The organism is Variovorax sp. PAMC26660 (genome assembly GCF_014302995.1).
In the GTDB taxonomy this organism is placed as follows: domain Bacteria; phylum Pseudomonadota; class Gammaproteobacteria; order Burkholderiales; family Burkholderiaceae_C; genus Variovorax.
The window spans coordinates 1,937,337-1,960,126 of record NZ_CP060295.1 but is presented as its reverse complement, the minus strand read 5'-3'; the positions used below and the strand labels follow the sequence as shown (position 1 = coordinate 1,960,126).

Annotated in this window: 23 protein-coding genes; 15 read left to right on the top strand and 8 right to left on the bottom strand. The window is 66.0% G+C overall.

Features of this window, described 5'->3' with window-relative positions; genetic code table 11:
* Positions 1 to 22 precede the first annotated feature (22 nt).
* Positions 23 to 1,381 carry a glutathione-disulfide reductase gene (gorA, locus tag H7F35_RS09490; protein WP_187112638.1) on the bottom strand — a complete coding sequence of 453 codons (1,359 nt, stop codon included), beginning with the start codon at positions 1,379 to 1,381 and terminating at the stop codon, positions 23 to 25.
* A gap of 105 nt (positions 1,382 to 1,486) precedes the next feature.
* Here gorA and H7F35_RS09485 point away from each other — a divergent pair, with 105 nt between their 5' ends.
* Positions 1,487 to 1,906 carry a zinc ribbon domain-containing protein gene (locus H7F35_RS09485; RefSeq protein WP_315970475.1) on the top strand — a complete coding sequence of 140 codons (420 nt, stop codon included), beginning with the start codon at positions 1,487 to 1,489 and terminating at the stop codon, positions 1,904 to 1,906.
* A gap of 68 nt (positions 1,907 to 1,974) precedes the next feature.
* The gene (locus H7F35_RS09480; RefSeq protein ID WP_187112637.1) at positions 1,975 to 4,044 is read left to right on the top strand and encodes a PEP/pyruvate-binding domain-containing protein; all 2,070 of its coding nucleotides are present in this window, start codon (positions 1,975 to 1,977) and stop codon (positions 4,042 to 4,044) included.
* A gap of 6 nt (positions 4,045 to 4,050) precedes the next feature.
* Here the strand turns inward: H7F35_RS09480 and ubiG are convergent, their stop codons facing one another.
* Positions 4,051 to 4,752, bottom strand: coding sequence for a bifunctional 2-polyprenyl-6-hydroxyphenol methylase/3-demethylubiquinol 3-O-methyltransferase UbiG (ubiG, locus tag H7F35_RS09475; protein ID WP_187112636.1), 702 nt, complete (start codon positions 4,750 to 4,752; stop codon positions 4,051 to 4,053).
* Between the two features lie 20 nt (positions 4,753 to 4,772).
* Positions 4,773 to 5,159, bottom strand: a complete 387-nt coding sequence (locus H7F35_RS09470; RefSeq protein ID WP_187112635.1) for a thiol-disulfide oxidoreductase DCC family protein — start codon at positions 5,157 to 5,159, stop codon at positions 4,773 to 4,775.
* A gap of 93 nt (positions 5,160 to 5,252) precedes the next feature.
* Between H7F35_RS09470 and H7F35_RS09465 the strand changes: the two genes are divergently transcribed.
* Together H7F35_RS09465 and H7F35_RS09460 are read left to right on the top strand one after the other, a co-directional pair.
* Entirely contained in the window at positions 5,253 to 5,576 is a 324-nt protein-coding gene (locus H7F35_RS09465; protein WP_187112634.1) for a metalloregulator ArsR/SmtB family transcription factor, read from the top strand.
* Between the two features lie 272 nt (positions 5,577 to 5,848).
* A complete protein-coding gene (locus tag H7F35_RS09460; RefSeq protein WP_187112633.1) occupies positions 5,849 to 6,259 on the top strand; it encodes a rhodanese-like domain-containing protein in 411 nt (136 codons plus the stop codon).
* Positions 6,260 to 6,608: 349 nt separating this feature from the next.
* Here H7F35_RS09460 and lysM read toward each other — a convergent pair whose 3' ends face one another.
* Positions 6,609 to 7,073: a peptidoglycan-binding protein LysM gene (gene lysM / locus H7F35_RS09455; protein ID WP_187112632.1), complete on the bottom strand. Its 465-nt coding sequence runs from the start codon at positions 7,071 to 7,073 to the stop codon at positions 6,609 to 6,611.
* A 134-nt stretch (positions 7,074 to 7,207) separates the two neighbouring features.
* Between lysM and H7F35_RS09450 the strand changes: the two genes are divergently transcribed.
* Positions 7,208 to 7,984, top strand: coding sequence for a type III pantothenate kinase (locus H7F35_RS09450; protein ID WP_187112631.1), 777 nt, complete (start codon positions 7,208 to 7,210; stop codon positions 7,982 to 7,984).
* A 34-nt stretch (positions 7,985 to 8,018) separates the two neighbouring features.
* Here H7F35_RS09450 and H7F35_RS09445 read toward each other — a convergent pair whose 3' ends face one another.
* Genes H7F35_RS09445 through H7F35_RS09435 form a run of 3 tightly spaced genes read right to left on the bottom strand, consistent with a single transcriptional unit; the run spans position 8,019 to position 11,088 of the window.
* Entirely contained in the window at positions 8,019 to 9,353 is a 1,335-nt protein-coding gene (locus H7F35_RS09445; RefSeq protein WP_187112630.1) for a serine hydrolase domain-containing protein, read from the bottom strand.
* Positions 9,354 to 9,388: 35 nt separating this feature from the next.
* Positions 9,389 to 10,204: a crotonase/enoyl-CoA hydratase family protein gene (locus H7F35_RS09440; protein WP_187112629.1), complete on the bottom strand. Its 816-nt coding sequence runs from the start codon at positions 10,202 to 10,204 to the stop codon at positions 9,389 to 9,391.
* 35 nt (positions 10,205 to 10,239) lie between these two features.
* Positions 10,240 to 11,088, bottom strand: coding sequence for a 3-hydroxybutyryl-CoA dehydrogenase (locus H7F35_RS09435; protein WP_187112628.1), 849 nt, complete (start codon positions 11,086 to 11,088; stop codon positions 10,240 to 10,242).
* Between the two features lie 174 nt (positions 11,089 to 11,262).
* On the opposite strand from H7F35_RS09435, the gene purT reads away from it, so the two are divergent.
* The 10 genes from purT (at position 11,263) to H7F35_RS09385 (ending at position 22,112) form a co-directional block, all read left to right on the top strand.
* Positions 11,263 to 12,465: a formate-dependent phosphoribosylglycinamide formyltransferase gene (gene purT, locus H7F35_RS09430; protein ID WP_187112627.1), complete on the top strand. Its 1,203-nt coding sequence runs from the start codon at positions 11,263 to 11,265 to the stop codon at positions 12,463 to 12,465.
* A gap of 165 nt (positions 12,466 to 12,630) precedes the next feature.
* Positions 12,631 to 13,572 (top strand): alpha/beta hydrolase, encoded by a 942-nt coding sequence (locus H7F35_RS09425; protein WP_187112626.1) that lies wholly within the window; start codon positions 12,631 to 12,633, stop codon positions 13,570 to 13,572.
* 110 nt (positions 13,573 to 13,682) lie between these two features.
* Positions 13,683 to 14,513 carry a helix-turn-helix domain-containing protein gene (locus H7F35_RS09420; protein ID WP_187112625.1) on the top strand — a complete coding sequence of 277 codons (831 nt, stop codon included), beginning with the start codon at positions 13,683 to 13,685 and terminating at the stop codon, positions 14,511 to 14,513.
* A gap of 15 nt (positions 14,514 to 14,528) precedes the next feature.
* Positions 14,529 to 15,404, top strand: a complete 876-nt coding sequence (locus H7F35_RS09415; protein ID WP_187112624.1) for a branched-chain amino acid ABC transporter permease — start codon at positions 14,529 to 14,531, stop codon at positions 15,402 to 15,404.
* 7 nt (positions 15,405 to 15,411) lie between these two features.
* Positions 15,412 to 16,488, top strand: a complete 1,077-nt coding sequence (locus tag H7F35_RS09410) for a branched-chain amino acid ABC transporter permease (RefSeq protein WP_187112623.1) — start codon at positions 15,412 to 15,414, stop codon at positions 16,486 to 16,488.
* Positions 16,485 to 17,306, top strand: a complete 822-nt coding sequence (locus H7F35_RS09405) for an ABC transporter ATP-binding protein (protein ID WP_187112622.1) — start codon at positions 16,485 to 16,487, stop codon at positions 17,304 to 17,306. Before H7F35_RS09410 ends, H7F35_RS09405 begins: the two co-directional genes overlap by 4 nt.
* Before the next feature lie 343 nt (positions 17,307 to 17,649).
* Entirely contained in the window at positions 17,650 to 18,423 is a 774-nt protein-coding gene (locus H7F35_RS09400; protein ID WP_187112621.1) for an ABC transporter ATP-binding protein, read from the top strand.
* Positions 18,424 to 18,428: 5 nt separating this feature from the next.
* Positions 18,429 to 20,285 (top strand): AMP-dependent synthetase/ligase, encoded by a 1,857-nt coding sequence (locus H7F35_RS09395; protein ID WP_187112620.1) that lies wholly within the window; start codon positions 18,429 to 18,431, stop codon positions 20,283 to 20,285.
* A 54-nt stretch (positions 20,286 to 20,339) separates the two neighbouring features.
* Positions 20,340 to 21,506 carry an ABC transporter substrate-binding protein gene (locus H7F35_RS09390; RefSeq protein ID WP_187112619.1) on the top strand — a complete coding sequence of 389 codons (1,167 nt, stop codon included), beginning with the start codon at positions 20,340 to 20,342 and terminating at the stop codon, positions 21,504 to 21,506.
* A gap of 144 nt (positions 21,507 to 21,650) precedes the next feature.
* A complete protein-coding gene (locus H7F35_RS09385; protein WP_187112618.1) occupies positions 21,651 to 22,112 on the top strand; it encodes an EVE domain-containing protein in 462 nt (153 codons plus the stop codon).
* Positions 22,113 to 22,135: 23 nt separating this feature from the next.
* Here the strand turns inward: H7F35_RS09385 and H7F35_RS09380 are convergent, their stop codons facing one another.
* Positions 22,136 to 22,789 (bottom strand): MarC family protein, encoded by a 654-nt coding sequence (locus tag H7F35_RS09380; RefSeq protein WP_187112617.1) that lies wholly within the window; start codon positions 22,787 to 22,789, stop codon positions 22,136 to 22,138.
* Between the last annotated feature and the right edge of the window lies 1 nt (position 22,790).

The following is a 22,790-nucleotide window of genomic DNA, read 5'->3' as shown; positions in this document are numbered from 1 at the left end:
GCGAAGCCTGGGGGCGAGCCGTTTACCCGGGCATCGGTTCGCGCATCGTCACAAACTCTTCGGCAGCGGTCGGGTGGATGCCGATGGTGCTGTCGAACATGGCCTTCGTCGCGCCGGCGCGCATCGCCACCGCAAAGCCCTGCACCACCTCACCCGCGTCCGCGCCCACCATGTGCAGGCCGACCACGTGGTCGCTTTTCTTGTCCACCACCAGCTTCATGAAGGTGCGCTCGCTGCGGCCCGAGAGCGTGTGGCGCAGCGACTTGAACTCGCTGGAGAACACCGTCACTTCGCCGAACTTCGCGCGCGCGTCGATCTCGCTGTAGCCGCAGGTGCCGATGTTCGGGTGGGTGAACACGGCCGTGGGAATGAACTCGTAGTCGAGGCGGCGCTTGCCCTTGCCGAAGAGTTCGTCGACCACCACCATCGCTTCGGCCAGCGCCACCGGCGTGAGCTGCACGCGGGTCGACACATCGCCCACCGCGTAGATCGACGGCACCGAGCTGCGGTAGTGCGCATCGACCGCAATCGCGCCCTTGTCATCGAGTTTCACGCCCACCGCTTCGAGGCCCAGGCCCTGCGTGTTGGGCACGCGGCCGGTGGCGAAGAGCACCGTGTCGGCCTCGATGTGCTGGCCACGCGCCAGCGTGACGGTGAGCCCGTGCGGCCCGCGAGAGATCGCCGAGGCCTCGCTGTTCAGCCGCACGTCGACGCCGGCCTTGCCCATCTCGCCCGCGAGGAACTGGCGCACGTCGTCGTCGAAGCCGGTGAGCAGATGCGCGCGGCGATGCAGTTGCGTGACCTTGGCGCCGAGGCCATTGAAGATCGATGCGAACTCGCAGGCGATGTAGCCGCCGCCGACCACCAGTAGGCGCTTGGGGAACGGATCGAGGTCGAACATCGCATCGGAGGTCACGATGTGCTCGCGGCCGGGGATGTCCGGCACGAAGGGCGTACCGCCGACGGCCACCAGCAGGTGGCGCGCCGTGTGGCGCTTGCCGTCGACTTCCACCGTGTGGCCGTCGACCAGTTGCGCCCAGCCGGTGATCAGCGTGACGCCCGAGTTCTTCAGCAGCGAGGCATAGATGCCGTTGAGCCGCGTGATCTCTTTCGCGCGCTGTGTCTTCAGGTGCGCCCAGTCGAAGCGCGGTGCCTCGGGCAGTTGCCAGCCGTAGCCTGCGGCTTCCTCGAAAGATTCGGCATAGCCGGCCGCATAGCTGTAGAGCTTTTTCGGAATGCAGCCCACGTTGACGCAGGTGCCGCCCAATTCAGCCGCTTCGGCCAGCCCCACGCGGGCGCCGGTCTGCGCTGCCATGCGCGCGGCGCGAACGCCACCGCTGCCGCCGCCAATGACGAAGAGATCGAAGTCGAATGTGCGCATGAAAAAGCTCCTTGACCGCCGACTCTAGCGGCCGGTCGATGACAGCGCTCCGGTCGGGACTTGTGCAGTAAGCCGCACTCCCCAAGGGCTATTGAAGGCATGTGCTTGACCCTGAAGCTGCTTCAAGGATTCCACTGGCATCAGGCCCTGCGGGAATCCTTCGCCATCGGCGACGTTGCCGCAGTCCTCAGTCAGCAGGAACGGGAGAAGCACATGGGCATGTTGGAAAGACTTTTCGGTGGTCATGGCGGTGGACGGCATGGCGGCGGTGGCGGCCATCACGGCTCCTCCGGTGGTTACGGCGGCTACGGAAACGGCGCGCCGCCGGCGAACGGTGGAGGCGATGGTGGCGGGGGCGCATGCCCTGCGTGCCGAACGGCCAACGCACCCGGCGCGCGCTTCTGCCAGCAATGCGGCACGTCGATGCTGCCGGCCGCATGCGGCAAGTGCGGCACCACGATGCAGGCCGGTGCGAAGTTCTGCGGCCAGTGCGGCCAGTCATCGGAGGCGGCGTCGCGCGTCTGAGCCGCAGGACGAGGCCACGCATCGGCCGCGAGCGAGAATCCGCGCTCGTCGGCAATGAGGGACTCTCCATGAAGAATGACCGCACCGCGCATCCAGCGGGCAAGGCACGTGATCAGGGCAATGCAGGAGCGATGAAGACGTTGGGCTGGGTTGCAGGCCTGGCGCTGTGCGCAATGGCCATCGCACCAGCCAGCGCCCAGCTCGCACGCAAGCCGTCTTACTACCAGCAGCAGAACCTGCCCCAGCCCGAAGGCCCCGCCGCGCAACTGGTGCCGCGCCCGGCCGTGCCGTCGTCGCTGCCCGCGCTGCGCAGCCAGGGCGACTTCGACACGCTGGCGCGCGTCTACGATGCCGGCACACCGATGCAATTGGCCCATGTGCTGTTCGTGATCGACCGGCAGGCCAAGCCGGCGCGCATGTACTACATCGACACGCCGCGCTACCAGTTGCACGTGCGCTTTCTGCGCGACACCCGGCTCGCGCCCAACACCATCAAGCGCGAGATCGACCGCAACTACCTCGTGCCCGACCGGCGCTTTCTGTTCGGCACGTTGAGCTGGCAGCAGAACATCGGCACCTTCACCTATGAGTTCTGGGAAGGCGACCAGCTCACCGCGTCGCTGCTGCGGCAGGCCGATGCACAGGTGAAGGACAGCTTCTTCGGCCCCGTGAAGTTCAAGACCAACTCCACGCTGCACGAGCGCGTTGCGAAAGAAGCCGGGCTCGACTATGTGAGCCAGGAGGCGCTGATCCGCGAGCAGCCCTACATGCCGATGAACCTCGGCACCGCCACCGGCCGCGTTCGCATCGTGGACGAAGCGGCGAGCGCGAACGCACTGAACGCGCTGCTGCCCGACGACATCGCCGTGCTGCGCCAGGTGCCGATCAGCCTGCCGCCTGTGGCGGGCGTGCTGACCGAGCGGCCATCGACCGCGCTGTCGCATGTCAACCTGCTCGCCAAGGGCTGGGGCATTCCGAACGCCTACGTGCGCGACGCAGCGGCTGTGCTGAAGGAGCATGCGGGCCAGTGGGTGGCCCTCAAGGTCGCAGCCTCCGGCTACCAGGTGCGCCGTCTCACGCCCGAAGAGATCGCGGCGTTGCCGCCGCGTGCCGTGCGCATCGCATCCAGCGGCGCCACGCCCGGCGGCGCGAAAGCCATCAAGCCCGACCTGCGCGAAAACCGCTTGCTGCCGCTGGCTTCACTGCGTGCCCGCAACAGCGCGCAATGCGGCACCAAGGCCGCGAACCTCGGCGCCATGCAGGCCGCGCACATTCCCGGCACCTCGGTGCCCGACGGCTTCTGCATTCCTTTCGCGCACTACGACCGCTTCATGCGCAGCAATGGCTTGGCCGATCGCATCGCACGCATGCAGCAGCAACCCGGCTTCGCGAGCGACCCGCAGTTGCGGCAGAAGGCGCTGGCGCAATTGCGCGACGAGATCGTCCAATGGCCGGTCGATGCATCCACTGCGGCGGCGTGGCGCGCCGCATGGCAGGCGCAGTTAGGCGGTGGCGGCGTGTTCGTGCGCAGCTCGTCCAATTCCGAAGACCTGCCCGGCTTCAGCGGCGCGGGGCTCTACACCACCATGCCCAACGTCAAGACCGGCGACGCGCTCGAAGTCGCGGTGAAGAAGGTCTGGGCCTCCGTGTTCAACCCCGAAGCCTGGGAGGCGCGCAGCGCCGCGGGCTTCGGTGCCGAGTCGGTGCTGATGGGCGTCTTCGTGCAGACCGCCATCGACTCCACCAACGCCGGCGTGATGATCACCCGCGACCCCTTCGACGCCGGCCACCCGCACGTCACCTACATCTCGGCCAAGCGCGGCATCGGCATCCGCGTGGTCGAAGGCAAACGCGTGGCGGAGCAGGTGATGTATTCGAGCTGGTCGAAGGCTATCCAGGTGCTGAGCCGCTCGGCCGAAGAGACTTCATTGCAGCTCGACAAGGATGGCGGTGTGAAGGAAGTGCCAGTGGAAGCTGGCCGCAATGTGCTGACCGACGAACTGGTGGTGCGGCTGGCGAACGTGGGTGCGGCAGTGAAGCGCACCTTCAACGCGGTCGATCAGGACATCGAATGGGCGACGGTGGGAGACAAGATCGTGCTGCTGCAGGCGCGGCCGTATGTGGAGCGGCGGCGCTGATGGCTGTCAGGCTTTTTGCATGGCAAGCAAGTACCCCACGCTCAAGGTGCGGTGCAGCCTGAAATTGCGGGTGAGCGGGTTGTAGCCCAGCCCGCGCTGGTCTCGCAGTTCAAGTCCGGCATGCACGGCGGCCTGCTTGAGTTCGTCGGGCCGGATGAGCTTGCCGTAATCGTGCGTGCCGCGCGGCAGGATGCGCAGCACCTGCTCCGCGCCGAAGATCGCAATCAGCCAGGCCCACGGCGTGCGGTTGATGGTGGAGAAGAAGACCCACCCGCCCGGCTTGGCCATTCTTGCGCAGGCTTCGATGACCGCGTTCGGTGACGGCACGTGCTCGAGCATTTCCATGCAGGTCACCACGTCGAATCGGGCCTCGCTTCCCTCGGACAGGGCTTCGGCGGAGATGGCTTGGTAAGCGACAGTCGCGCCGCTCGCTTGCGCATGGAGCGCGGCGACTTTCAGCGGCTTGTCCGCCAGATCGATGCCCAGCACGTCGGCGCCCTTGCGTGCCATCGACTCGGCAAGAATCCCGCCGCCGCAGCCGACGTCCAGCACCTTTCGCCCCTTCACCGGGCTCAGCCCGTCGATCCATTCCAGGCGAAGCGGATTGATCTCGTGCAGGGGCCTGAATTCCGACTGTGGGTCCCACCAGCGATCGGCCAGGGCTTGGAATTTGGCCAGTTCGGCGGGATCGAAGTTCACGAAGCTCATGTGTTTCTCCTTGTGGTTGCTTACCAGTGACCTCGCGAGCGATTCCAGCGGTACAGCTGTCGCGCGAATGCGTTGTAGAGCCATGTGCTGAACGTGCGCAGTCCGGGCCACTGCATGGGTCCGGCCAGCCAGCGCCATCGCGGCGACAGTGCCAGGACGCCGGCGATAGCGTCGGCGCCGATGCGCGTGTCGCCGGAGGTGTCGACCAGATGCAGGCGTTCGCGCACGTCCTCGAGTTGCAGGCCGAGGGGCGCCAGCACTTCCGGTCGAGCGTGCACGTCGATCCATTCCACGCTGTCGTCGGCGAGCCTGTCGCGCATCGCGCAGACGCCCGCATCGCAGACCGGGCAGGCGCTGTTGTAGTAGACGACCGTTCGGGGAGGGCTCAAGGCAGAGGGTTCTTGCATGTCGGCTCCTGTTGCGCCGATTCTGCCATTCATTTAGCTAAATGCCTAAATAGCTAATTAGCGAAACAACTACGCGAAGCGTAAGATCGACCGATGGAAAAAATCTTCGAAGCGCTCGCATCCACGCCTCGGCGCAAGATCCTGGCGTACCTCTCGGAGACAGAGCTCTCGGCTGGAGACATCGCCACGCGCTTCGACATGTCCAAGCCCTCGCTTTCCAAGCATCTGAAGATCCTGGAAGGCGCAGGGCTCGTGAAGGCCGAGAAGCGGGGGCAGTTCGTGTTCTACAGCCTGCAGCGCGAAAGTCTGGCCAACACGCTGACAGGCTTCGTGCAGGCCGTCTGCCCGGTGTCCAAGGCACTGAAGAAAGAGAGCCGGGCACTGGCCAGCCAGCGTTCCTCTGGCTCGAAGGCTTGAGTTCCGGTCGCGCCGACGGCGGCCGACTTGGTGGCGGTTGATGCCGAACCAAATCACGCCGAGCACCACGAGCGTGAGCGTGGCGAGTGGCAGTCTTCCTTCAGGGTGTTCGTTCTGGGAAACCCTGGCTGTCCCAGTCTTCGGGACGGAGGAAACAGCGACAAACAGAGGTTTCACGAACCGGTGAAAAATCCCACCGCCCGGCGGGCGACGTGTAAGGTAAAGACGGCCACAGGCCCGGACCAACCCTCTTGATTGAAGGACACAGAAAAATGAACGCAACGACTGAAGACAAAGGCTACGCCGGCGACGTGACGCCCGAGCAGGCCGCGCAGTGGCTGGCAAGCGGCGAGGCCGTGATGGTCGATGTGCGCACCGACGCCGAGCGCGAGTGGGTCGGCTTTGTGCCGGGCGCTGTGCCGTTGGCGTGGAAGCAGTGGCCGGGCATGGCGCTGAACCCGGCCTTCGACGACGGCGTGCGCGTTGCGGGCGAGGGCGGCAAGAAGCTCGTGCTGCTGTGCCGCAGCGGTGTGCGTTCCATTGCCGCTGCCAAGCGAGCTACCGAATTGGGTCTGGTGGCCTACAACATCCTCGAAGGCTTCGAGGGGAATCCTGACGCGGACGGGCATCGCGGGTTGATCGGTGGGTGGCGCAAGCGCGGGCTGCCCTGGAAGCAGAGCTAGCCGGGGTCCGTTCTGGGCGGCGCCCACGCCGACACGGGGCTCTTTTTCGCGAATGTCCCCCGCTTCGCTCCTCCTTTATTTAGCTAAAAAGAGCCCCGTATCGGCGCGAGCGTTGGACAGAGCAGTGGTTGATCAGCGGTACACCAGCAGCATCTCCATGTGCGAATGACGCCAGGTGCTCCCCGCAGCGAAATAAAGGAGGAGCGAAGCGGGGGACATTCGCGGAGGGGAGCACCTGGCGTCATTCGCACCCGCCCCGAACAACAGCGCCCAAAAACAAGCACGCCCCCAAACGAAAACAGGCCCGCCGATTTCTCGGAGGGCCTGTGAGTCGATCGCTTCGCGCGAATCAGCTCAGCGCAGGAATGCGCAGCTTCTGCCCCGGATAGATCTTGTCCGGGCTCGTCAGCATCGGCTTGTTCGCCTCGAAGATCGCGTTGTACTTGTTGGCATCGCCGTAGTACTTCTTCGAGATGGTCGACAGCGTGTCGCCCCTCACCACGTCGTGGTACTGCGCGGGCGGAGCGTCCGGTGCGACGAGGTTGTTGTCCACGCTCGTGACGTTGGCCACGTTGCCTGCGGCCAGCGAAGCCTTTTCGCTGGCTTCCTGCGAGGGCGCCTGGCCGGCGAGGGTGACCACGCCGCTGGTTGCAACGTAAGTCACCTCAAGGCCCGTGAGACCGAGGCTCTGCGTCTCGATGTAGGTCTTGATGGCGGTTGCGGCGGCAACGTTCGCGTCCGGCGTGGCGGCTTGCGCCGACGATCCGCCGAACAGTTTTTCACCGGCTTCCTTGATGAAACTCAGCAATCCCATGGTTTTCTCCTTGTGCCGTGGTGGATGGAATTTGCGAATGTAGCGGCCGAACGCGGTGGACCGGCGTAGGCCCATGCCGCGTGTGTCAAAGACGTGCCAGCAGGAATAACAACAAAGTCGCAATAATCCGGCGCATGGCATCCCCCTTCCTCGCAATCGACATCGGCAACACCCGCCTCAAATGGGCGCTCTACGACGGCGCCTATCCCGGCGCCGCGTTGCAGGCGCAGGGCGCCGAGTTTCTCGACCACATCGAACGGCTGGCCGATGGCCCCTGGGCCGACCTGCCCGCACCCGGCGCCATGCTGGGCTGCGTGGTGGCCGGCGACACCCTGCGGCGCCGCGCCGAAGACCAGATCGTCGAGCGCTTCGACTGCACACCGCGCTGGGTGGTGTCGAGCGCGGGCGAGGCCGGCATCGTGAACGGCTACGACCATCCGACACGCCTGGGTGCCGACCGCTTCGTGGCGATGATCGGCGCGCGCCACCGCATGCTCGCGCAAGGGCTTGCGCGGCCGATGGTGGTGGTGATGATCGGCACGGCCGTCACGGTCGAGGCGATCGACGCCAGCGGCAAGTTTCTCGGTGGCCTCATCCTGCCGGGCCACGGCATCATGCTGCGCGCATTGGAGTCGGGCACGGCGGGCCTGCACGTGCCCACCGGCGAGGTGCGCGAGTTCCCCACCAACACCAGCGATGCGCTGACCAGCGGCGGCACCTACGCCATTGCCGGTGCCGTCGAGCGCATGGTGCAGCACGTGCGTTCGCACTGCGGCGCCGAGCCGGCCTGCTACATGACCGGTGGCGCGGGCTGGAAGATGGCGCCCGTCATGAACGGGCACTTCGAGCTGGTCGAGAGCCTGATCATGGACGGGCTGCTGGTCATCGCACGCGAGCGTGCAACGACCTGAGTGAGACACCCGGGCCGCAAGGCCCGGGAACGCATCAGCGCATCAGCGCCTCGGCCATCGCCTGGAACGCCGGCAGCGTCAGCGGGTCATTGCCGCCGTTGGCCGCAATCGGGTGCGAGGCATAGCGCACGATCACCATTTCTGCCTTCGGGTCCACATAGATGCTCTGGCCGTGGATGCCGCGTGCCATGTAGGCACCATGCGGGTTGTTCGAGACCCACCACATGTCGCGGTACGACCAGCCCGGCAGCAGCGCATAGCCGGCCTTGACGAACTTGGCCGGATCGCCGCCGCGCCGGATGTCTGCCACCACCGCCTTCGGAATGGCTTGCTGCCCGTTGGACGCTCGCCCGTCGTTGCGCATGGTCTCGCCGAAGCGCGCCAGGTCGCGCAGCACGGTGTTCAGGCCGCCGCCGCCCGACTCGGTGCCGATGCGGTCGACCATGAAGTAGGCGTCCTGCTCGGCGCCGATGCGGCGCCAGATCTTCTCGCTCAGCAGGTCGGCCAGCGACTGGTTGCTGGCGCGGCGCACGATCCAGGCCAGCACTTCGGCGTTGACGGTCTTGTAGGCGAAGGCATCGCCGTGCTCGCCTTCCTTCTTCAGCGTGACGAGGAATTCGTAGAACGACTTCGGGCCGGTGTAGTTCTGGCCCTGCGTGAGCATGCCGCCGGCGCGCGCGTAGTCCCAGATCTCGGCCTTCGGGTCGGCGTAGTTCTCGGAGTAGTGCACGCCGACCGTCATGTCCATCACCTGGCGCACGGTGGCGTCGCCATAGGCCGTGTCTTTCAGCTCGGGCAGGTACTTGGTGACCGGCGCGGCCGGGTCCAGCTTGCCTTCGTCCGCAAGGATGGCGGCCAGCGTGCCCACGAAGGACTTGGTGACCGACATCGCGATGTGCGGCCGTTCGGGCGACAGCGCGCCGAAGTACTTCTCGTAGAGCACCTTGCCGCGGTGCATCACCAGAATGCCGTCGGTGTAGGTGCCCGAAATCATCTGGGCGAAGTTCATCGTCGCGTCACCTGTACCTCCCAGAGGCTTGAACGTGACCTTCTCGATGTCGAAGCGCGGCGTGGCCGATGGCAGCGGGCTGGCCGCGCCGGGGCCGCGCCACACGTTGGCGGTGGGCACCGTCTCGCGCACGTGCGAGAAGCTCCAGCGGGTGCGCGGAAACACGCCGCCGGCCGGGTTGTCGAAGGTGATCAGCTTGTCGGGTGCGGGCGGAAAGCCCTGCATCCAGCCCATGGCCTCGACCGAGGTGGCCGCGGGGTCGGGCAGCGCGGCGGGCGCGGGCGTCTGAGCGTTGGAGGTGTTCACGGCAAGCAGGGTGAAGGCGGCGGCAGCAAGCGCCGTGCGTGCAAAAAAGGTCATGGTGGTTTTTCCTGGGGTGTTCATCGACAACTGCATCAACGGCCGCTGAAGCGCGCGGGACGGCGCTCGACAAAGGAGCGAACGCCTTCGGCCGCGTCCTCGCTGTTCGACAGCCGCTTCTGTGTTTCGATGAACTCCGACACGGCCGCGAGCGGCCCCTGCTCGACGGCCTTGATGACGTTGAGCCGCGTGGCCACCACCGCCAGCGGCGCCTGCGCCGCGATGCGTTGCGCAATGGCGAGTGCCGCGTCGAGCTCCTGCCCGGCCGGCACCACCTTCTGCACGAAGTTGAGGCGGTACGCCTCGGCACTGTCGAACTCGTCCGCCGTCAGCAGGTGCAGCATCGCGTTGCCCACGCCCGCGCGCTCGGCCATGCGCAGCGTGGCGCCGCCTGTGGCCATGATGCCGCGCTGCACTTCCATCTGCGAGAAGCGGCAGTTGTCGGCCGCCACCACGATGTCGGCGCCCAGCATCAGCTCGATGCCGACCGTGAAGCAGATGCCCTTGACGGCCACCACCATCGGCTTGGTGCGGCGGCGGTAGTCGGGCAGGCCGAAGTCGTGCGGCTCCACCAGCCCGGCGGGAATCGCCTTCTCGCCGCGCTTCATGTACTCGGTCACCGCCGGCAGGTCGAGGCCCGCCGTGAAGTGGTCGCCGAAGGCATGCAGCACGCCCACGCGCAGCGTCGGGTCGTCGTCCAGGCGGGTGTAGGCCTCGGCCAGCTGCTTGAACATCGGCGGCGTCCAGCCGTTGCGCTTGGCGGGGCGGTTGATGCCGATCAGCAGCACGTGGTCGAGCACCTGGGTGTCGATGCAGCCTTCTGCGGGCGGGGAGGTGGGCGTGGCGGTCATTGAGTCTTTGTCTCCGGGTTCTTCTTGTTGTGGGCTCAGTAGGTGTAGACGCCGCGTCCGGTCTTGCGGCCCAGTTGGCCCGCAGCGACCATTTCCTTCAGCAGCGGGCAGGGGCGGTACTTGGAGTCGCCGAACTGGTCGAGGTACACCTCCATCACCGCCAGGCACACATCGAGGCCGATCATGTCGGCCAGCGCCAGCGGGCCGATGGGCTGGTTGCAGCCCAGCTTCATGCCGGCGTCGATGTCTTCTGCCGTGGCAATGCCTTCGGACAGCACGAAGAAGGCCTCGTTGATCATCGGCACCAGGATGCGGTTGACCACGAAGCCCGGCGCGTTCTTCACCGTGATCGGCGACTTGCCAAGGCGCACGGCGAGTTCCTTCACCGCGTCATGCGTGGCGTCGCTCGTGAGGTAGCCGCGAATCAGCTCCACCAGCGCCATCATCGGCACCGGGTTGAAGAAGTGCATGCCGATGAAGCGGTCGGGGCGCGAGGTGGCAGCCGCGAGCTGGGTGATCGAGATCGACGAGGTGTTCGAGGCAATGATCACCTCGGGCGCCAGCATGTCGTCGACCTGCTTGAGGATCTTGAGCTTGAGCGCGTGGTTCTCGGTGGCCGCTTCGATCACGAGTTGCGCGCTCTTCAGGTCGTCGTAGTTGGTCGAGCCCTTGATGAGCGCCAGCGCGGCGGCCTTCTGCTCGGCGGTGAGCTTTTCCTTCTTGATCAGGCGGTCGAGGCTGCCCGACACCGTGGCCAGGCCTTTGTCGACGGCCGCCTGGGCGATGTCGACCATCACCACCTTCACGCCGGCCACTGCGCAGGCCTGCGCGATGCCGTTGCCCATTGTTCCGGCACCGATGATGCCGACAGTCTGGATAGCCATGAAAAAACTCCTTGGGGAAATAAAAAAGAATGCGGGGAGCGGGTGGCGCGCGAGGCCGCCACCGCGGCAGGACATCGATTGTGAAGCAGCCCCACCGGGGCGCCGTTGCCGCGCGTGACACGGGTGGCTTACAGTGCGGCGGTTGCTTTTTCTTCTCTCTTTTCGACTTCGACCATGACCACCCTCGGCACCCCCCTTTCCCCCTCTGCCACCCGCGTGATGCTGCTCGGCTCCGGTGAGCTCGGCAAGGAGGTGCTGATTGCCCTGCAGCGCCTGGGCGTCGAGACCATCGCGGTCGACCGCTATGAGAACGCCCCCGGCCAGCAGGTGGCGCACCATGCGCGCACCATCACCATGAGCGACCCCGAGGCGCTCAAGGCGCTCATCGAGGCCGAAAAGCCCACGCTGGTGGTGCCCGAGATCGAGGCCATCGCCACGCAGATGCTGCAGCAGCTCGAAGACGCGGGCGTGGTGCGCGTCATTCCCACGGCCCGCGCCGCCCGCCTGACGATGGACCGCGAAGGCATCCGCCGCCTGGCCGCCGAAACGCTGGGCGTGCCGACCAGCCCCTACAAGTTCTGCGACTCGCTGGGCGAGCTGCAGGCCGCCATCGACGAAGGCATCGGCTACCCCTGCATCGTCAAGCCGGTGATGAGCAGCTCCGGCAAGGGCCAGAGCAAGATCGACGGCCCCGCCGACGTGCAGAAGGCCTGGGACTACGCCATGGCCGGTGGCCGCGTGAGCCACGGCCGCGTGATCGTCGAGGGCTTCATCGACTTCGACTACGAGATCACGCTGCTCACCGTCCGCGCGAAAGACGCGGCCGGTGCCGTGGAAACCAAGTTCTGCGACCCCATCGGCCACGTGCAGGTGAGCGGCGACTACGTGGAAAGCTGGCAGCCGCACCCCATGGCGCCGGCCGCGCTGCAGAAGGCGCAAGAGATCGCGCAGGCCGTCACGGCCGACCTGGGCGGGCAGGGCCTGTTCGGCGTCGAGCTGTTCGTGAAGGGCGACGAGGTCTGGTTCAGCGAAGTCAGCCCGCGCCCGCACGACACCGGCATGGTGACCATGGCCACGCAGTGGCAGAACGAATTCGAGCTGCATGCCCGCGCCATCCTCGGCCTGCCGGTCGACACCTCGCTCAAGAGCCCCGGCGCCAGCGCGGTGATCTATGGCGGTGTCGACGCCACCGGCATCGCCTTCGACGGCGTGGCCGAGGCGCTGCAGGTGCCCGGCAGCGACATCCGCCTGTTCGGCAAGCCCGAGAGCTTCGTCAAGCGCCGCATGGGCGTGGCGCTGGTGCATGCGGCCGATACCGACACGGCCCGCAAGCTGGCCAAAGAGGCCGCTTCGCGCGTGAAGCCGCGCAAGGCCTGAGGGAGCCTGTGCGACAGGTGTAGCCAGTTTTCGCAAGCCGCGCCGCACAGGCGCGTGCAATGGTGCGGACTCCTGCCAGAACGCCGGTGGATGCGGGTGCATGCGGATACCACGCATGCGCGATGCACTCCACACTGGGCGTTCGCTCGATCCACCGGAGACACCATGCTGCATCCCCAGGCGCGCGCCTTGCTCGACTTCATCGAGGCGCGCGGCATCCCGCCGACCCATACCCTGTCGCCCGCCGATGCGCGGGCTTTCTATCGCGAGCGGCGCACCGCCACGCAGCCGTTGCCCGCAGAGGTGGCCGAAGTGCGCGACCTCGCGGCGGACGGCCCGCACGGCACCATCCCGGTGCGCCTGTACCGGCCCTTGGGTTCGGGCGCCGGCCCGCTGCCGGTGCTGGTGTACTACCACGGTGGCGGCTGGGTCATCGGTGACCTCGACACGCACGACGTGGTGTGCCGCGAACTGGCCAACGGCGCCGGCTGCGCAGTGGTCGCGGTCGACTACCGCATGGGACCGGAGCACCGCTTTCCCGCTGCCGTCGACGACGTGCTGGCCGCCACCCGCTGGGTGCGCCGCGAGGCCGCGACGCTGGGGCTCGATGCGAGCCGCCTTGCCGTGGGCGGCGACAGCGCGGGCGGCAACCTCGCGGCCGTGGTGTCGATTGCCGCGCGCGATGCGGGCGACCTGCCCATCGCCTTCCAGTTGCTGATCTACCCGGCCACCGACATGCGCCGCGTGCACCCCTCGCACCAGAGCAACGGGCAGGGCTATCTGTTGACCAGCGACACCATCAAGTACTTCCACGATCACTACATCACCGACCCCAAGCATGACCTCGACTGGCGCGCTTCGCCGTTGCTGCACCCCGACCTGTCGAAGCTGCCGCCGGCACTGGTGATCACCGCCGGCTACGACCCGCTGCGCGACGAAGGGCTGGCCTACGCGGAGGCGCTCACCGCCGCGGGCAATCGCGCGATGTATGTCTGCTTCGAGCGGCAGATCCATGGCTTCGTGCCCATGGGCAAGGTGCTCGACGAGGCCAACACCGCGGTGGCGCTTTGCGCCACAGAGTTGCGGCGCGCGTTCGCGTCGGCCTAGGGAAAGTCCCCGCGCAAATGGGTGCCGCGCGGGCGGCTCGCGCCGCTACGATCCAGCGAACGCGACGCCATCCACCGGTTGGCAGTTGAACGATGCAGGAGACAAACACCATGCAGCGAACAAGGACGGCGCCGCCTCACAGCGGCGACGCACGGCAGGGCGAACGCCTGATGTGGCTGGCGCCGCAGCGCGTGTTCTACGCCGGGCTGCTCGGCGCGGCCGCCGAGCGCACGATGGGCGGCCATGGCGTGTACGTGTCGCCCACTGGTGCGCCGCCGAACCGCATCCGCATCGGTGGCGGGGCCTGGCAATCGGGCGAGCTGATCGTGGTGCCGCCGCATGTGCCGCACCATGTCGAGAGCGCGCATCCGCTGATCTTCAACCTGCTGATCGAATCCGAATCGGTCGACCCCGGGCGCATGCCCGCCTTCATGCAGCACTGCGGGCCGGTCGATGCACCCGAGTTCGTGCAGCGCGTGCGCAATGCCCATGCGCACCTGCTCGCCGCCTCGGGCCGCATGCTGAGCTTCGACGGTTTCGATTTCGACGCGCTGTTCTTCGGTGGGGCGCTGGCGCCGCGTGCGCTCGACGCGCGCATCCGCAAGGTCATCGACACCATCAACGCCGACCCGGCCGCACCCACCTCGGCCGAAGACTGCGCGGCCTCGGTGAACCTCTCGTTCTCGCGCTTCCTGCACCTGTTCAAGCAGGAAACCGGCATGGCGTTCCGCGCCTTCCGTGCCTGGAAGCGCGCGCGCAGCCTGCTGCGTTATGTGCGCCAGAGCGCCACGCTGACCGACATCGCGCTCGACACCGGCTACCCCGATTCGACGCACTTCAGTCATTCGATCCGCCAGGTCTACGGCCTCAAGCCCAGCGACATCGTGGCCGGCTCTCGCCGCCTCGCGCTGCACGACGCGGCCGGTGGCTTCCGACAGTAAGCACACAGGGGCCCCATGCAGATCCTCCAACTCCTGCTGTCGGGCATTGCACAAGGTTGCATCTACGGCCTGATCGCACTGGGCTTCGTGCTGATCTACAAGGCCACCGAAACGGTGAGCTTTGCGCAGGGCGACCTGATGATGCTCGGTGCCTTCGGCGCGTTCGCTGGCATGTCGCTGTTCGGCCTTCCCTTCTGGCTTGCGGCCATCCTCGCAGTGGTGGCAATGGCCGCCTTCGGCGTGCTGCTGGAGCTGGTGGTGATCCGCCCGATCCTGGGGCAGCCGCAGTTCTCCATCGTCATGCTCACCATCGGCATTGCGTATGTGGCGCGCGGCGTCATCACGATGGTGCCCGGCATCGGCACCGAGACCCACACGCTGGCCGTGCCCTACAAGGACCAGATCTGGAAGCTGGGCGAGCTGGTGGTCAACCTCGAACAACTGGCGATCATCATTGCCACGGCCATTCTTTGCGCGCTGCTGTTCGCGATGTTCCGCTACAGCAAGCTCGGCATCGCGATGCAGGCCTCGTCGCAGAACCAGCTCGCGGCCTACTACATGGGCATTCCGGTGAAACGGCTCAACGGGCTGGTGTGGGGGCTCGCGGCGGCCGTCGCCGCCATTGCCGGCATGCTGCTCGCGCCCATCACCTTCGTGCACGCGAACATGGGTTTCATCGGGCTCAAGGCCTTTCCGGCAGCGGTGGTGGGTGGCTTCGGCAGCCTGCCGGGCGCGATCGTCGGCGGGCTCGTCATCGGCATCGTCGAGTCGTTCGCGGGCTTCTACCTGCCCGATGGTTTCAAGGACACGGCGCCGTACATCGTGGTGCTGCTGATGCTCATGATCAAGCCCAACGGTCTGTTCGGCGAAAAGCTGCGCAAGAAGGTGTAAGTCTCACATGCGCTTCATCTTCAAGACCAGCTACGACCAGGACATCCGTCTCGCGCGGCACGGCGGCCACGTGCTCTGGTACAGCCTGCTCATTGCGTTCCTCGTTGCCGCGCCGTGGGCCATCGACGAGTACTGGCTGGCGCAGCTGACCTTCGTGCTGATCTACGGCATCGTCGGTCTGGGACTGATGCTGCTGGCGGGGTTCACTGGGCAGTTCTCCATCGGGCATGCGGCCTTTCTGGGGGCTGGGGCGTACACGCAGGGCGTGTTGACCAATCTCGGGGTGCCGTTTCCGCTGGCGCTGATTGCGGCTGCGGCGCTGTCGGCGGCGGTGGGCGTGGTGGTCGCCTTGCCGGCGCTGCGTGTGAAAGGCATCTACCTCGGCATTGCCACGCTGTCCTTCGGCTTCATCGTCGAAGAGGTGTTCGCGCGCTGGGAGAGCGTGACGGGCGGCAACGCCGGGCTGCACGTGAAGTCGCCGGAAATCTTCGGCTGGTCGCTGGGCTCGGGCGATGGCTTCTACTTTCTGTGCCTGGTGGTGGCGGTGCTGGCCACGCTCGGCATCCTGAACCTGCTGCGCTCGCCGACGGGGCGTGCCTTCGTCGCGATCCGCGATTCGGAAATCTCGGCGCAGAGCATGGGCATCCATCTCGCGCGCTACAAGACCATGTCGTTCGCGATCTCGGCGGCGCTCGCCGGTTTGGGCGGTGCGTTGTATGCACACAAGCTGAGCTTCATTTCGCCCGACCAGTTCAGCATCCTTCAATCGATCGACCTGCTGCTGATGGTGGTGATCGGCGGGCTGGGCTCGGTGCACGGCGCATTCCTCGGCGCGATCTTCCTGATCGCGATGCCGCAGTTGATCTCGATGGGCAAGGACTGGTTGCCGGCGGTCATCGGCCAGGCGCCGGGCCTGCAGGGGCTGGTGTATGGCCTGGTGCTGATCGCGTTCGTGCTGTTCGAGCCGCTGGGGCTGTACGGGCGCTGGCTGAAGATACGCACCTGGCTGCAGCTCTTTCCGTTCTACCGCAAGGGTTTGTTCAAGCGGCAGAAGTCGTTCACCAAGTCGGATCGGCTGAGATGAGCAGCAACGACATCCTCCTTTCCGCGAAGGACCTGAGCGTGCGCTTCGGCGGCGTGCTTGCGGTCAACAAGGTGAGCTTCGATGTGCGGCGCGGCGAGGTCTTCACTTTGATCGGACCGAACGGCGCGGGCAAGACGACAGTGTTCAACCTCATCAGCCGCATCTACACGCCGACCACCGGCGAGATCACGTGGCATGGCGAAGCGGGAGGCCCCATAGCGCTGACACAGCAGGCGCCGCATGCGATTGCCGCGCTCGGCATTGCGCGCACCTTCCAGAACATCGAACTCTTCGAACATGCGACGGTGCTGCACAACCTGCTGATCGGTCGGCACACGCACCGGCAAACGGGCTTCTGGAGCGAGGTCTTCTTCACGCCCGCCACGCGGCGTGCCGAGATTGCGGCGCGGGAGAAGGCGGAGCAGGTGATCGAGCTGCTGGACCTGCAGCACCATCGCGACTCGATGGTGGCGGGGCTGCCCTATGGCGTGCGCAAGGTGGTGGAACTGGCGCGTGCGCTGTGCACCGAGCCGAAGCTGCTGTTGCTCGATGAACCGTCATCCGGTTTGAATGTCGAAGAGACGGCCGACATGGCGTTCTGGATTCAGGACATCCAGCATGAACTGGGTGTGTCTGTGTTGATGGTCGAGCACGATATGTCTCTGGTGTCGAAGGTGTCGGACCGCGTGCTTGCGATGAACATGGGCGAGGTGCTGGCTACTGGCACGCCGCGCGAGGTACAGGCGGATTCGCGGGTGATCGAGGCCTATCTTGGGACTGTGGATGACGTGAGCAGTTTGAGGAGGGTGGTGGCGTGAGTGATCTGTTCGCTACCTCTTTGGAAGCGCCCGGTATGCGGCACGGTGTGTGCTCCCCCGCTGCGCCGGCCCTTCGGGCTTCCCTGCGGTGCTCGCGTTTCGCGGGGTCTCGCAGAACTCGCCTGCGGCTCAAACAGCTGCGAGCCCTGATCCGCGAAACGCTGCGCTCCTCGGCGGCGCAGAGGGGGCGCCCACCCCGCACCGCACACCGGGCTCGGCTGTGGGGTGTTCGCCCTGTGCTTGTCCACGGCGTTGGGGGCCCTGTCCCCGGTGGGCCGGTGACGTCGGCCCACCGGGGACAGGGACCCCAACGCCGTTCCCCGACGAACGAAGGCGCAAAAAAATGAGCGACGTCGTACTCCAGCTCCTGAACGTAGAAAGCGCCTACGGCCCCATCAAGGCCATCCGAGGCGTCAGCCTGAAAGTCAGGCAAGGCGAAATCGCGACGGTGCTCGGCTCCAACGGCGCAGGCAAGACAACGATCCTCAAGACCATCTCCGGCATCATCGACCCGCGAAAAGGCAGCATCGAATTCCAGGGCAAGGACATCACCGCCAAGGACCCCGCGTACATCGTCCAGCAAGGCCTGAGCCACGTACCCGAAGGCCGCGAAGTGTTCCCGCTGCTGTCGGTGAAAGGCAACCTGCTGATGGGCGCCTACACCCGCAAGGACCGCGACGGCGTGGCGCACGACATGGAGACCGTCTACACCTACTTCCCCATCCTGCGTGAACGCGCCACGCAGGATGCCGGCCTGCTCTCCGGCGGCCAGCAGCAGATGCTGGCGATCTCGCGCGCCATCATGGCTGCGCCGCATCTCATTCTTCTGGACGAACCGAGCCTCGGCCTCAGCCCCAAGCTGACGAAAGAAATCTTCGAGATCGTCGTGCGCATCAACCGCGAGCGCGGCACCACCATCCTGCTGGTCGAACAGAACGCCAACATGGCCCTCAATGCCGCCGACCACGGCTACGTGCTCGAGAACGGCCGCATCGTGATGGAAGACTCCTGCGAACGCCTGCGCGAAAAGGAAGACATCAAGGAGTTCTACCTCGGCGTGAAAGACGACGGCGTGCGCGGCGAGCGGCGCTGGAAAAAGAAGAAGACCTGGAGATAGGCGCCATGCAAGGACTCTGGGACGTCAACACCTTCGAACCCCGGCTCGACATCGTCGTGCCCGGCGACACCATTCCCGCCATGTTCTGGAACGCCGTGAAGCAACGCGGCGACACCGTCTGGATGCGGCAGAAAGAGCTGGGCATCTGGCGCACCTGGAGCTGGCACCAGACGGCCGACGCCGTGCGCGAGATCGCGGCCGGGCTCATGGCTATCGGCTTCGCGCCGGGCGAGTGCGCGTCCATCCTTTCCAACACCGTCATCGAATGGGTGCTGGCCGACCTGGCCGTGCTCAGTTGCGGCGGCGTGTCCAACGGCATCTACCCGACCGACGCGGCCTCGCAGGTGCACTACCTGTGCGAAGACTCGCGCACCACCATCCTCTTCGTGGAAGACGACGAGCAGCTCGACAAGGCGCTCGAAGTGCGCGCCGGCCTGCCGGGCCTGCGCCGCGTGATCGTGTTCGACATGGAGGGCCTGCGCGACCTCGACGACGCGGCGGTGATGAGCCTCGATGCGCTGCGCGCGCTCGGCCGCACGCACCTTGCCGGCGATCCGCAGGCCGTCGAGCGCCGCGTGGCGGCGTGCCGCCCGGAAGACCTCGCCATCCTCGTCTACACCTCGGGCACCACCGGCAAGCCCAAGGGCGCCATGCACAGCCACGCCGGGCTGGTCTACACCGCGCGCGGCTACAACACGCTCATCGCGCAGGACGAGAAAGACGAGCGCATGTGCTTCCTGCCGCTGTGCCACATCGCCGAGCGCATGGGCGGCGAGTACTTCGCGATGTACACCGGCTCCATCCTCAACTTCGTCGAGAACCCCGAGACGGTGCCGGAGAACGTGCGCGAGATCGCGCCTACCGTGTTCACGGCGGTGCCGCGCGTGTGGGAGAAGTTCTACTCGGGCGTGATGATCGCGCTGAAGGAAGCCAGCCCGCTGCAGCAGGCCGCCTACAAGTGGAGCATCGGCGTGGGCGAAACCATCGCGGCGAAAGTGCTGGCTGGCGAATCCGTCGGCGCGGGGCTCAAGCTCAAGTTCAGGCTCGCGCGGCTGCTGGCGCTGGACAACGCACGCAAGCTCATCGGCATCCACCGTGCGCGCTTTCTCGTGACGGGCGCGGCGCCGATCTCGCCCGAGCTGGTCAAGTGGTATCTGGCGCTCGGTGTGCCGATGCTGGAGGTGTGGGGCATGACCGAGTCGTGCGGCGCCTCGACGGCGGTGCCGGCCAGCCGCATCAAGCCCGGCTCCATCGGCCCGGCCACCGGCTACAACGAGGTGCGCATCGAGCCGACCACCGGCGAAATTCTGGTGCGCGGCCCCAATGTCTTCATGGGTTACCTCAACCTTCCCGAGAAGACCGCCGAGACCATCGATGCCGACGGCTGGCTGCACACCGGCGACGTCGGCGTGATGGACGAGGACGGGTATTTCCGCATCACCGACCGCATGAAAGACATCATCATCACGGCAGGCGGGAAGAACGTGACGCCGAGCGAGCTGGAGAACGAACTCAAGTTCAGCCTCTACATCACCGATGCCGTGGTGATCGGCGACAAGAAGCCCTACCTCACGGTGATCGTCATGATCGACCAGGAGAACGTCGAGAAGTTTGCGCAAGACAACGACGTGCCGTTCAGCAACTACGAGAGCCTGACGCGCACGCAGGAAGTGCTGGACCTGATCCAGGGCGAGATCGATCGCGTCAACGCCAGGTTTGCGCGTGTCGAGCAGATCAAGAAGTTCTTTCTGCTCGAAACGCAGCTCAGTGCCGAAGACGAAGAGCTCACGCCGACGATGAAGCTCAAGCGCAAGCTGGTGCAGACCAAGTACGCAGCGCGCATCGAGGCCATGTACCGCTGACCCGACCGAAACATTGCAGATCCGTTTTTTTCGTCAACCCGAGGAGACAACCGCATGAAGCTCAAGACATTGACGGCGCTGGCCGTGCTGGGCCTGGCCGCGACGCTCGCGTCCGCGCAGCAGCAACAGGGCGTGACCAAGGACGAGATCCGCATCGGCACCATTCAGGACTTGTCGGGCCCGCTCGCGGGCTTCGGCAAGCAGGCACGCAACGGCATGCAGTTGCGCGTGGACGAACTCAATGAGCAGGGCAACATCAATGGGCGCAAGCTCAAGCTCTTCGTCGAGGACTCGGGCTATGACCCGAAGAAGGCGGTGCTGGCGGCGCAGAAGCTGGTGAACCAGGAAAAGATTTTCATCATGGCCGGCCACATCGGCACGGCGCAGAACATGGCGGCGATGCCGGTGCAGTTCGACAAGAACATCATCAACTACATGCCGATCACCGCGGCGCGCGAAATGTACGAGCCGCTGAACCGGCTCAAGTATTCGTTTGCCGCCACCTACTTCGACCAGATCCGCCTGGCCCTGCCGAAGATGATCAAGGACAAGGGCGCCAAGAAGGTCTGCACGATCTACCAGGACGACGAGTTCGGGCTCGAAGTGCAGCGCGGCGCCGAGGCGGGTGTGAAGGCTGCGGGCATGGAGCTGGCCGAGAAGACCTCGTTCAAGCGCGGTGCCACCGACTTCAGCTCGCAGGTCGCGAAGATGAAGGCCGCCAACTGCGACCTCGTGGTGCTCGGCACCATCATCCGCGAGACCATCGGCACCGTGAGCGAAGCGCGCAAGACCGGCTTCAATCCGACCTTCATCGGTTCGAGCGCGGCGTACACCGACCTGATCCACAAGCTGGGCGGCAAGGCCATGGACGGCGTCTACGCCACGATGACGGTGCAGAACCCCTACACCGACGAGCAGTCGCAGCCGCTGCGCTTCTGGGCCAACAAGTACAAGACCAAGTTCAACGAAGACCCGACCGTGTTCTCGGTGTACGGCTACGTGATCATCGATTCGTTCATCAAGGCGGCGCAGAAGGCCGGGCCGAACCTCACGACCGACAGCTTCATCAAGGCGATGGACGGCATCACCTTCGAGCCCGACATGTTCGGCAGCCCGAAGAGCACCTACACCGCGACCAAGCGGCTGGGCAACGACCAGTCGCGGCTGTCGCAGATCAAGGACGGCAAGTGGGTCGTTGTGTCTGACTACGTGACGCCATAACTGGGCTCTCCCCCAGGCTTCGCGCACTGCGTGTCGCCCATCGCCGGGGGCAACACCAGCGGCCCGGCAAAGCCGGTTCCGCGGTGTTCCGCGGTCGAGGCGTCCAGGTTTATATTTGCGGCAAACTCTCAGCACGAGCCCGCCATGCCCCAGTACTGGTTGATGAAATCCGAGCCCGACGAGGTCTCGATCGACGACGCGCTCGCCGCGCCCGATGCCACCGTGGCGTGGACCGGCGTGCGCAACTACCAGGCGCGCAACTTCATGCGCGATGGCATGAAGCTCGGCGACGGCGTGCTGTTCTATCACTCGAGCTGCCCCGAGCCGGGCATTGCCGGCATCGCGCGGGTGGCCTCGGGCATCAAACCCGATCCCACGCAGTTCGACGCGAAGTCGCCGTACTACGACGCGGGTGCGAAGAAGGACGATCCGCGCTGGCTTCTGGTGGATGTGCAGGCGGTGCGCAAGACCCGCCTTCTGGCGCTGCCCGAGCTGCGCGCCAAACCCGAGCTGGCCGAGCTGATCGTGTTGCGCAAGGGCAACCGGCTGTCGATCACGCCGGTCGAGCCCGCGCACTGGCGGGTCATCGAGAAGATGCTGGGCTGATCGAACCAGCCGATCGGATCGGTTCAGCCGATCTTCGACAGGATCGGGAACAGCTTGCCCAGCCCGTCGGCCATCACTTCGACCGCGAGCGCCGCGAGTATCAAGCCCATCAGCCGCGTCATGATGTTGATGCCGGTCTTGCCGAGCACGCGCGCGATCGGCTGGGCGAGCGAAAAGGCGAGGGCGGTGGCCAGCGCGACCACCACGCCGTAGCCGACCAGCACCGCCAGTTCCCACAGGTGCTGCGCCTTGTCGGCGTAGATCACCACCGTGGAGATGGCGGCCGGCCCGGTGAGCAGCGGAATCGTGAGGGGCACCACCGCGATGGAGGCGCCCATCGACGCCTTCACTTCGGTGGCGCGCAGCTCTTCGACGTTGGTTTTGCTCTCGGCAGGTTGCGCGTTCAGCATCGAGAGCGAACTCATCAACAACAGCAGGCCGCCGCCGACCTGGAAGCTCGCGATCGAGATGCCGAAGAAGGACAGCAACTGCAGCCCGATCAGCGCGCTCACTGCGATGACGACGAATGCGCTGAACGCCGACATGCGCACCGTGTGGCGACGCTGGGCGTCGGTGTACCCCTGCGTGTAGTGGATGAAGAAGGGCACGATGGCCAGCGGATTGACGATGGCCACCAGCGTGACCAGCGGCTTGATCAGGTCCATCGAGGTGCTCATG

What these genes read in the sequence shown, in the direction of transcription:
- gorA (WP_187112638.1), bottom strand. Translation starts at nt 1,381, where the DNA reads ATGCGCACATTCGACTTCGATCTCTTCGTCATTGGCGGCGGCAGCGGT.
- H7F35_RS09480 (WP_187112637.1), top strand. Translation starts at nt 1,975, where the DNA reads ATGAAGAATGACCGCACCGCGCATCCAGCGGGCAAGGCACGTGATCAG.
- ubiG (WP_187112636.1), bottom strand. Translation starts at nt 4,752, where the DNA reads ATGAGCTTCGTGAACTTCGATCCCGCCGAACTGGCCAAATTCCAAGCC.
- H7F35_RS09470 (WP_187112635.1), bottom strand. Translation starts at nt 5,159, where the DNA reads ATGCAAGAACCCTCTGCCTTGAGCCCTCCCCGAACGGTCGTCTACTAC.
- H7F35_RS09465 (WP_187112634.1), top strand. Translation starts at nt 5,253, where the DNA reads ATGGAAAAAATCTTCGAAGCGCTCGCATCCACGCCTCGGCGCAAGATC.
- H7F35_RS09460 (WP_187112633.1), top strand. Translation starts at nt 5,849, where the DNA reads ATGAACGCAACGACTGAAGACAAAGGCTACGCCGGCGACGTGACGCCC.
- lysM (WP_187112632.1), bottom strand. Translation starts at nt 7,073, where the DNA reads ATGGGATTGCTGAGTTTCATCAAGGAAGCCGGTGAAAAACTGTTCGGC.
- H7F35_RS09450 (WP_187112631.1), top strand. Translation starts at nt 7,208, where the DNA reads ATGGCATCCCCCTTCCTCGCAATCGACATCGGCAACACCCGCCTCAAA.
- H7F35_RS09445 (WP_187112630.1), bottom strand. Translation starts at nt 9,353, where the DNA reads ATGACCTTTTTTGCACGCACGGCGCTTGCTGCCGCCGCCTTCACCCTG.
- H7F35_RS09440 (WP_187112629.1), bottom strand. Translation starts at nt 10,204, where the DNA reads ATGACCGCCACGCCCACCTCCCCGCCCGCAGAAGGCTGCATCGACACC.
- H7F35_RS09435 (WP_187112628.1), bottom strand. Translation starts at nt 11,088, where the DNA reads ATGGCTATCCAGACTGTCGGCATCATCGGTGCCGGAACAATGGGCAAC.
- purT (WP_187112627.1), top strand. Translation starts at nt 11,263, where the DNA reads ATGACCACCCTCGGCACCCCCCTTTCCCCCTCTGCCACCCGCGTGATG.
- H7F35_RS09425 (WP_187112626.1), top strand. Translation starts at nt 12,631, where the DNA reads ATGCTGCATCCCCAGGCGCGCGCCTTGCTCGACTTCATCGAGGCGCGC.
- H7F35_RS09420 (WP_187112625.1), top strand. Translation starts at nt 13,683, where the DNA reads ATGCAGCGAACAAGGACGGCGCCGCCTCACAGCGGCGACGCACGGCAG.
- H7F35_RS09415 (WP_187112624.1), top strand. Translation starts at nt 14,529, where the DNA reads ATGCAGATCCTCCAACTCCTGCTGTCGGGCATTGCACAAGGTTGCATC.
- H7F35_RS09410 (WP_187112623.1), top strand. Translation starts at nt 15,412, where the DNA reads ATGCGCTTCATCTTCAAGACCAGCTACGACCAGGACATCCGTCTCGCG.
- H7F35_RS09405 (WP_187112622.1), top strand. Translation starts at nt 16,485, where the DNA reads ATGAGCAGCAACGACATCCTCCTTTCCGCGAAGGACCTGAGCGTGCGC.
- H7F35_RS09400 (WP_187112621.1), top strand. Translation starts at nt 17,650, where the DNA reads ATGAGCGACGTCGTACTCCAGCTCCTGAACGTAGAAAGCGCCTACGGC.
- H7F35_RS09395 (WP_187112620.1), top strand. Translation starts at nt 18,429, where the DNA reads ATGCAAGGACTCTGGGACGTCAACACCTTCGAACCCCGGCTCGACATC.
- H7F35_RS09390 (WP_187112619.1), top strand. Translation starts at nt 20,340, where the DNA reads ATGAAGCTCAAGACATTGACGGCGCTGGCCGTGCTGGGCCTGGCCGCG.
- H7F35_RS09385 (WP_187112618.1), top strand. Translation starts at nt 21,651, where the DNA reads ATGCCCCAGTACTGGTTGATGAAATCCGAGCCCGACGAGGTCTCGATC.
- H7F35_RS09380 (WP_187112617.1), bottom strand. Translation starts at nt 22,789, where the DNA reads ATGAGCACCTCGATGGACCTGATCAAGCCGCTGGTCACGCTGGTGGCC.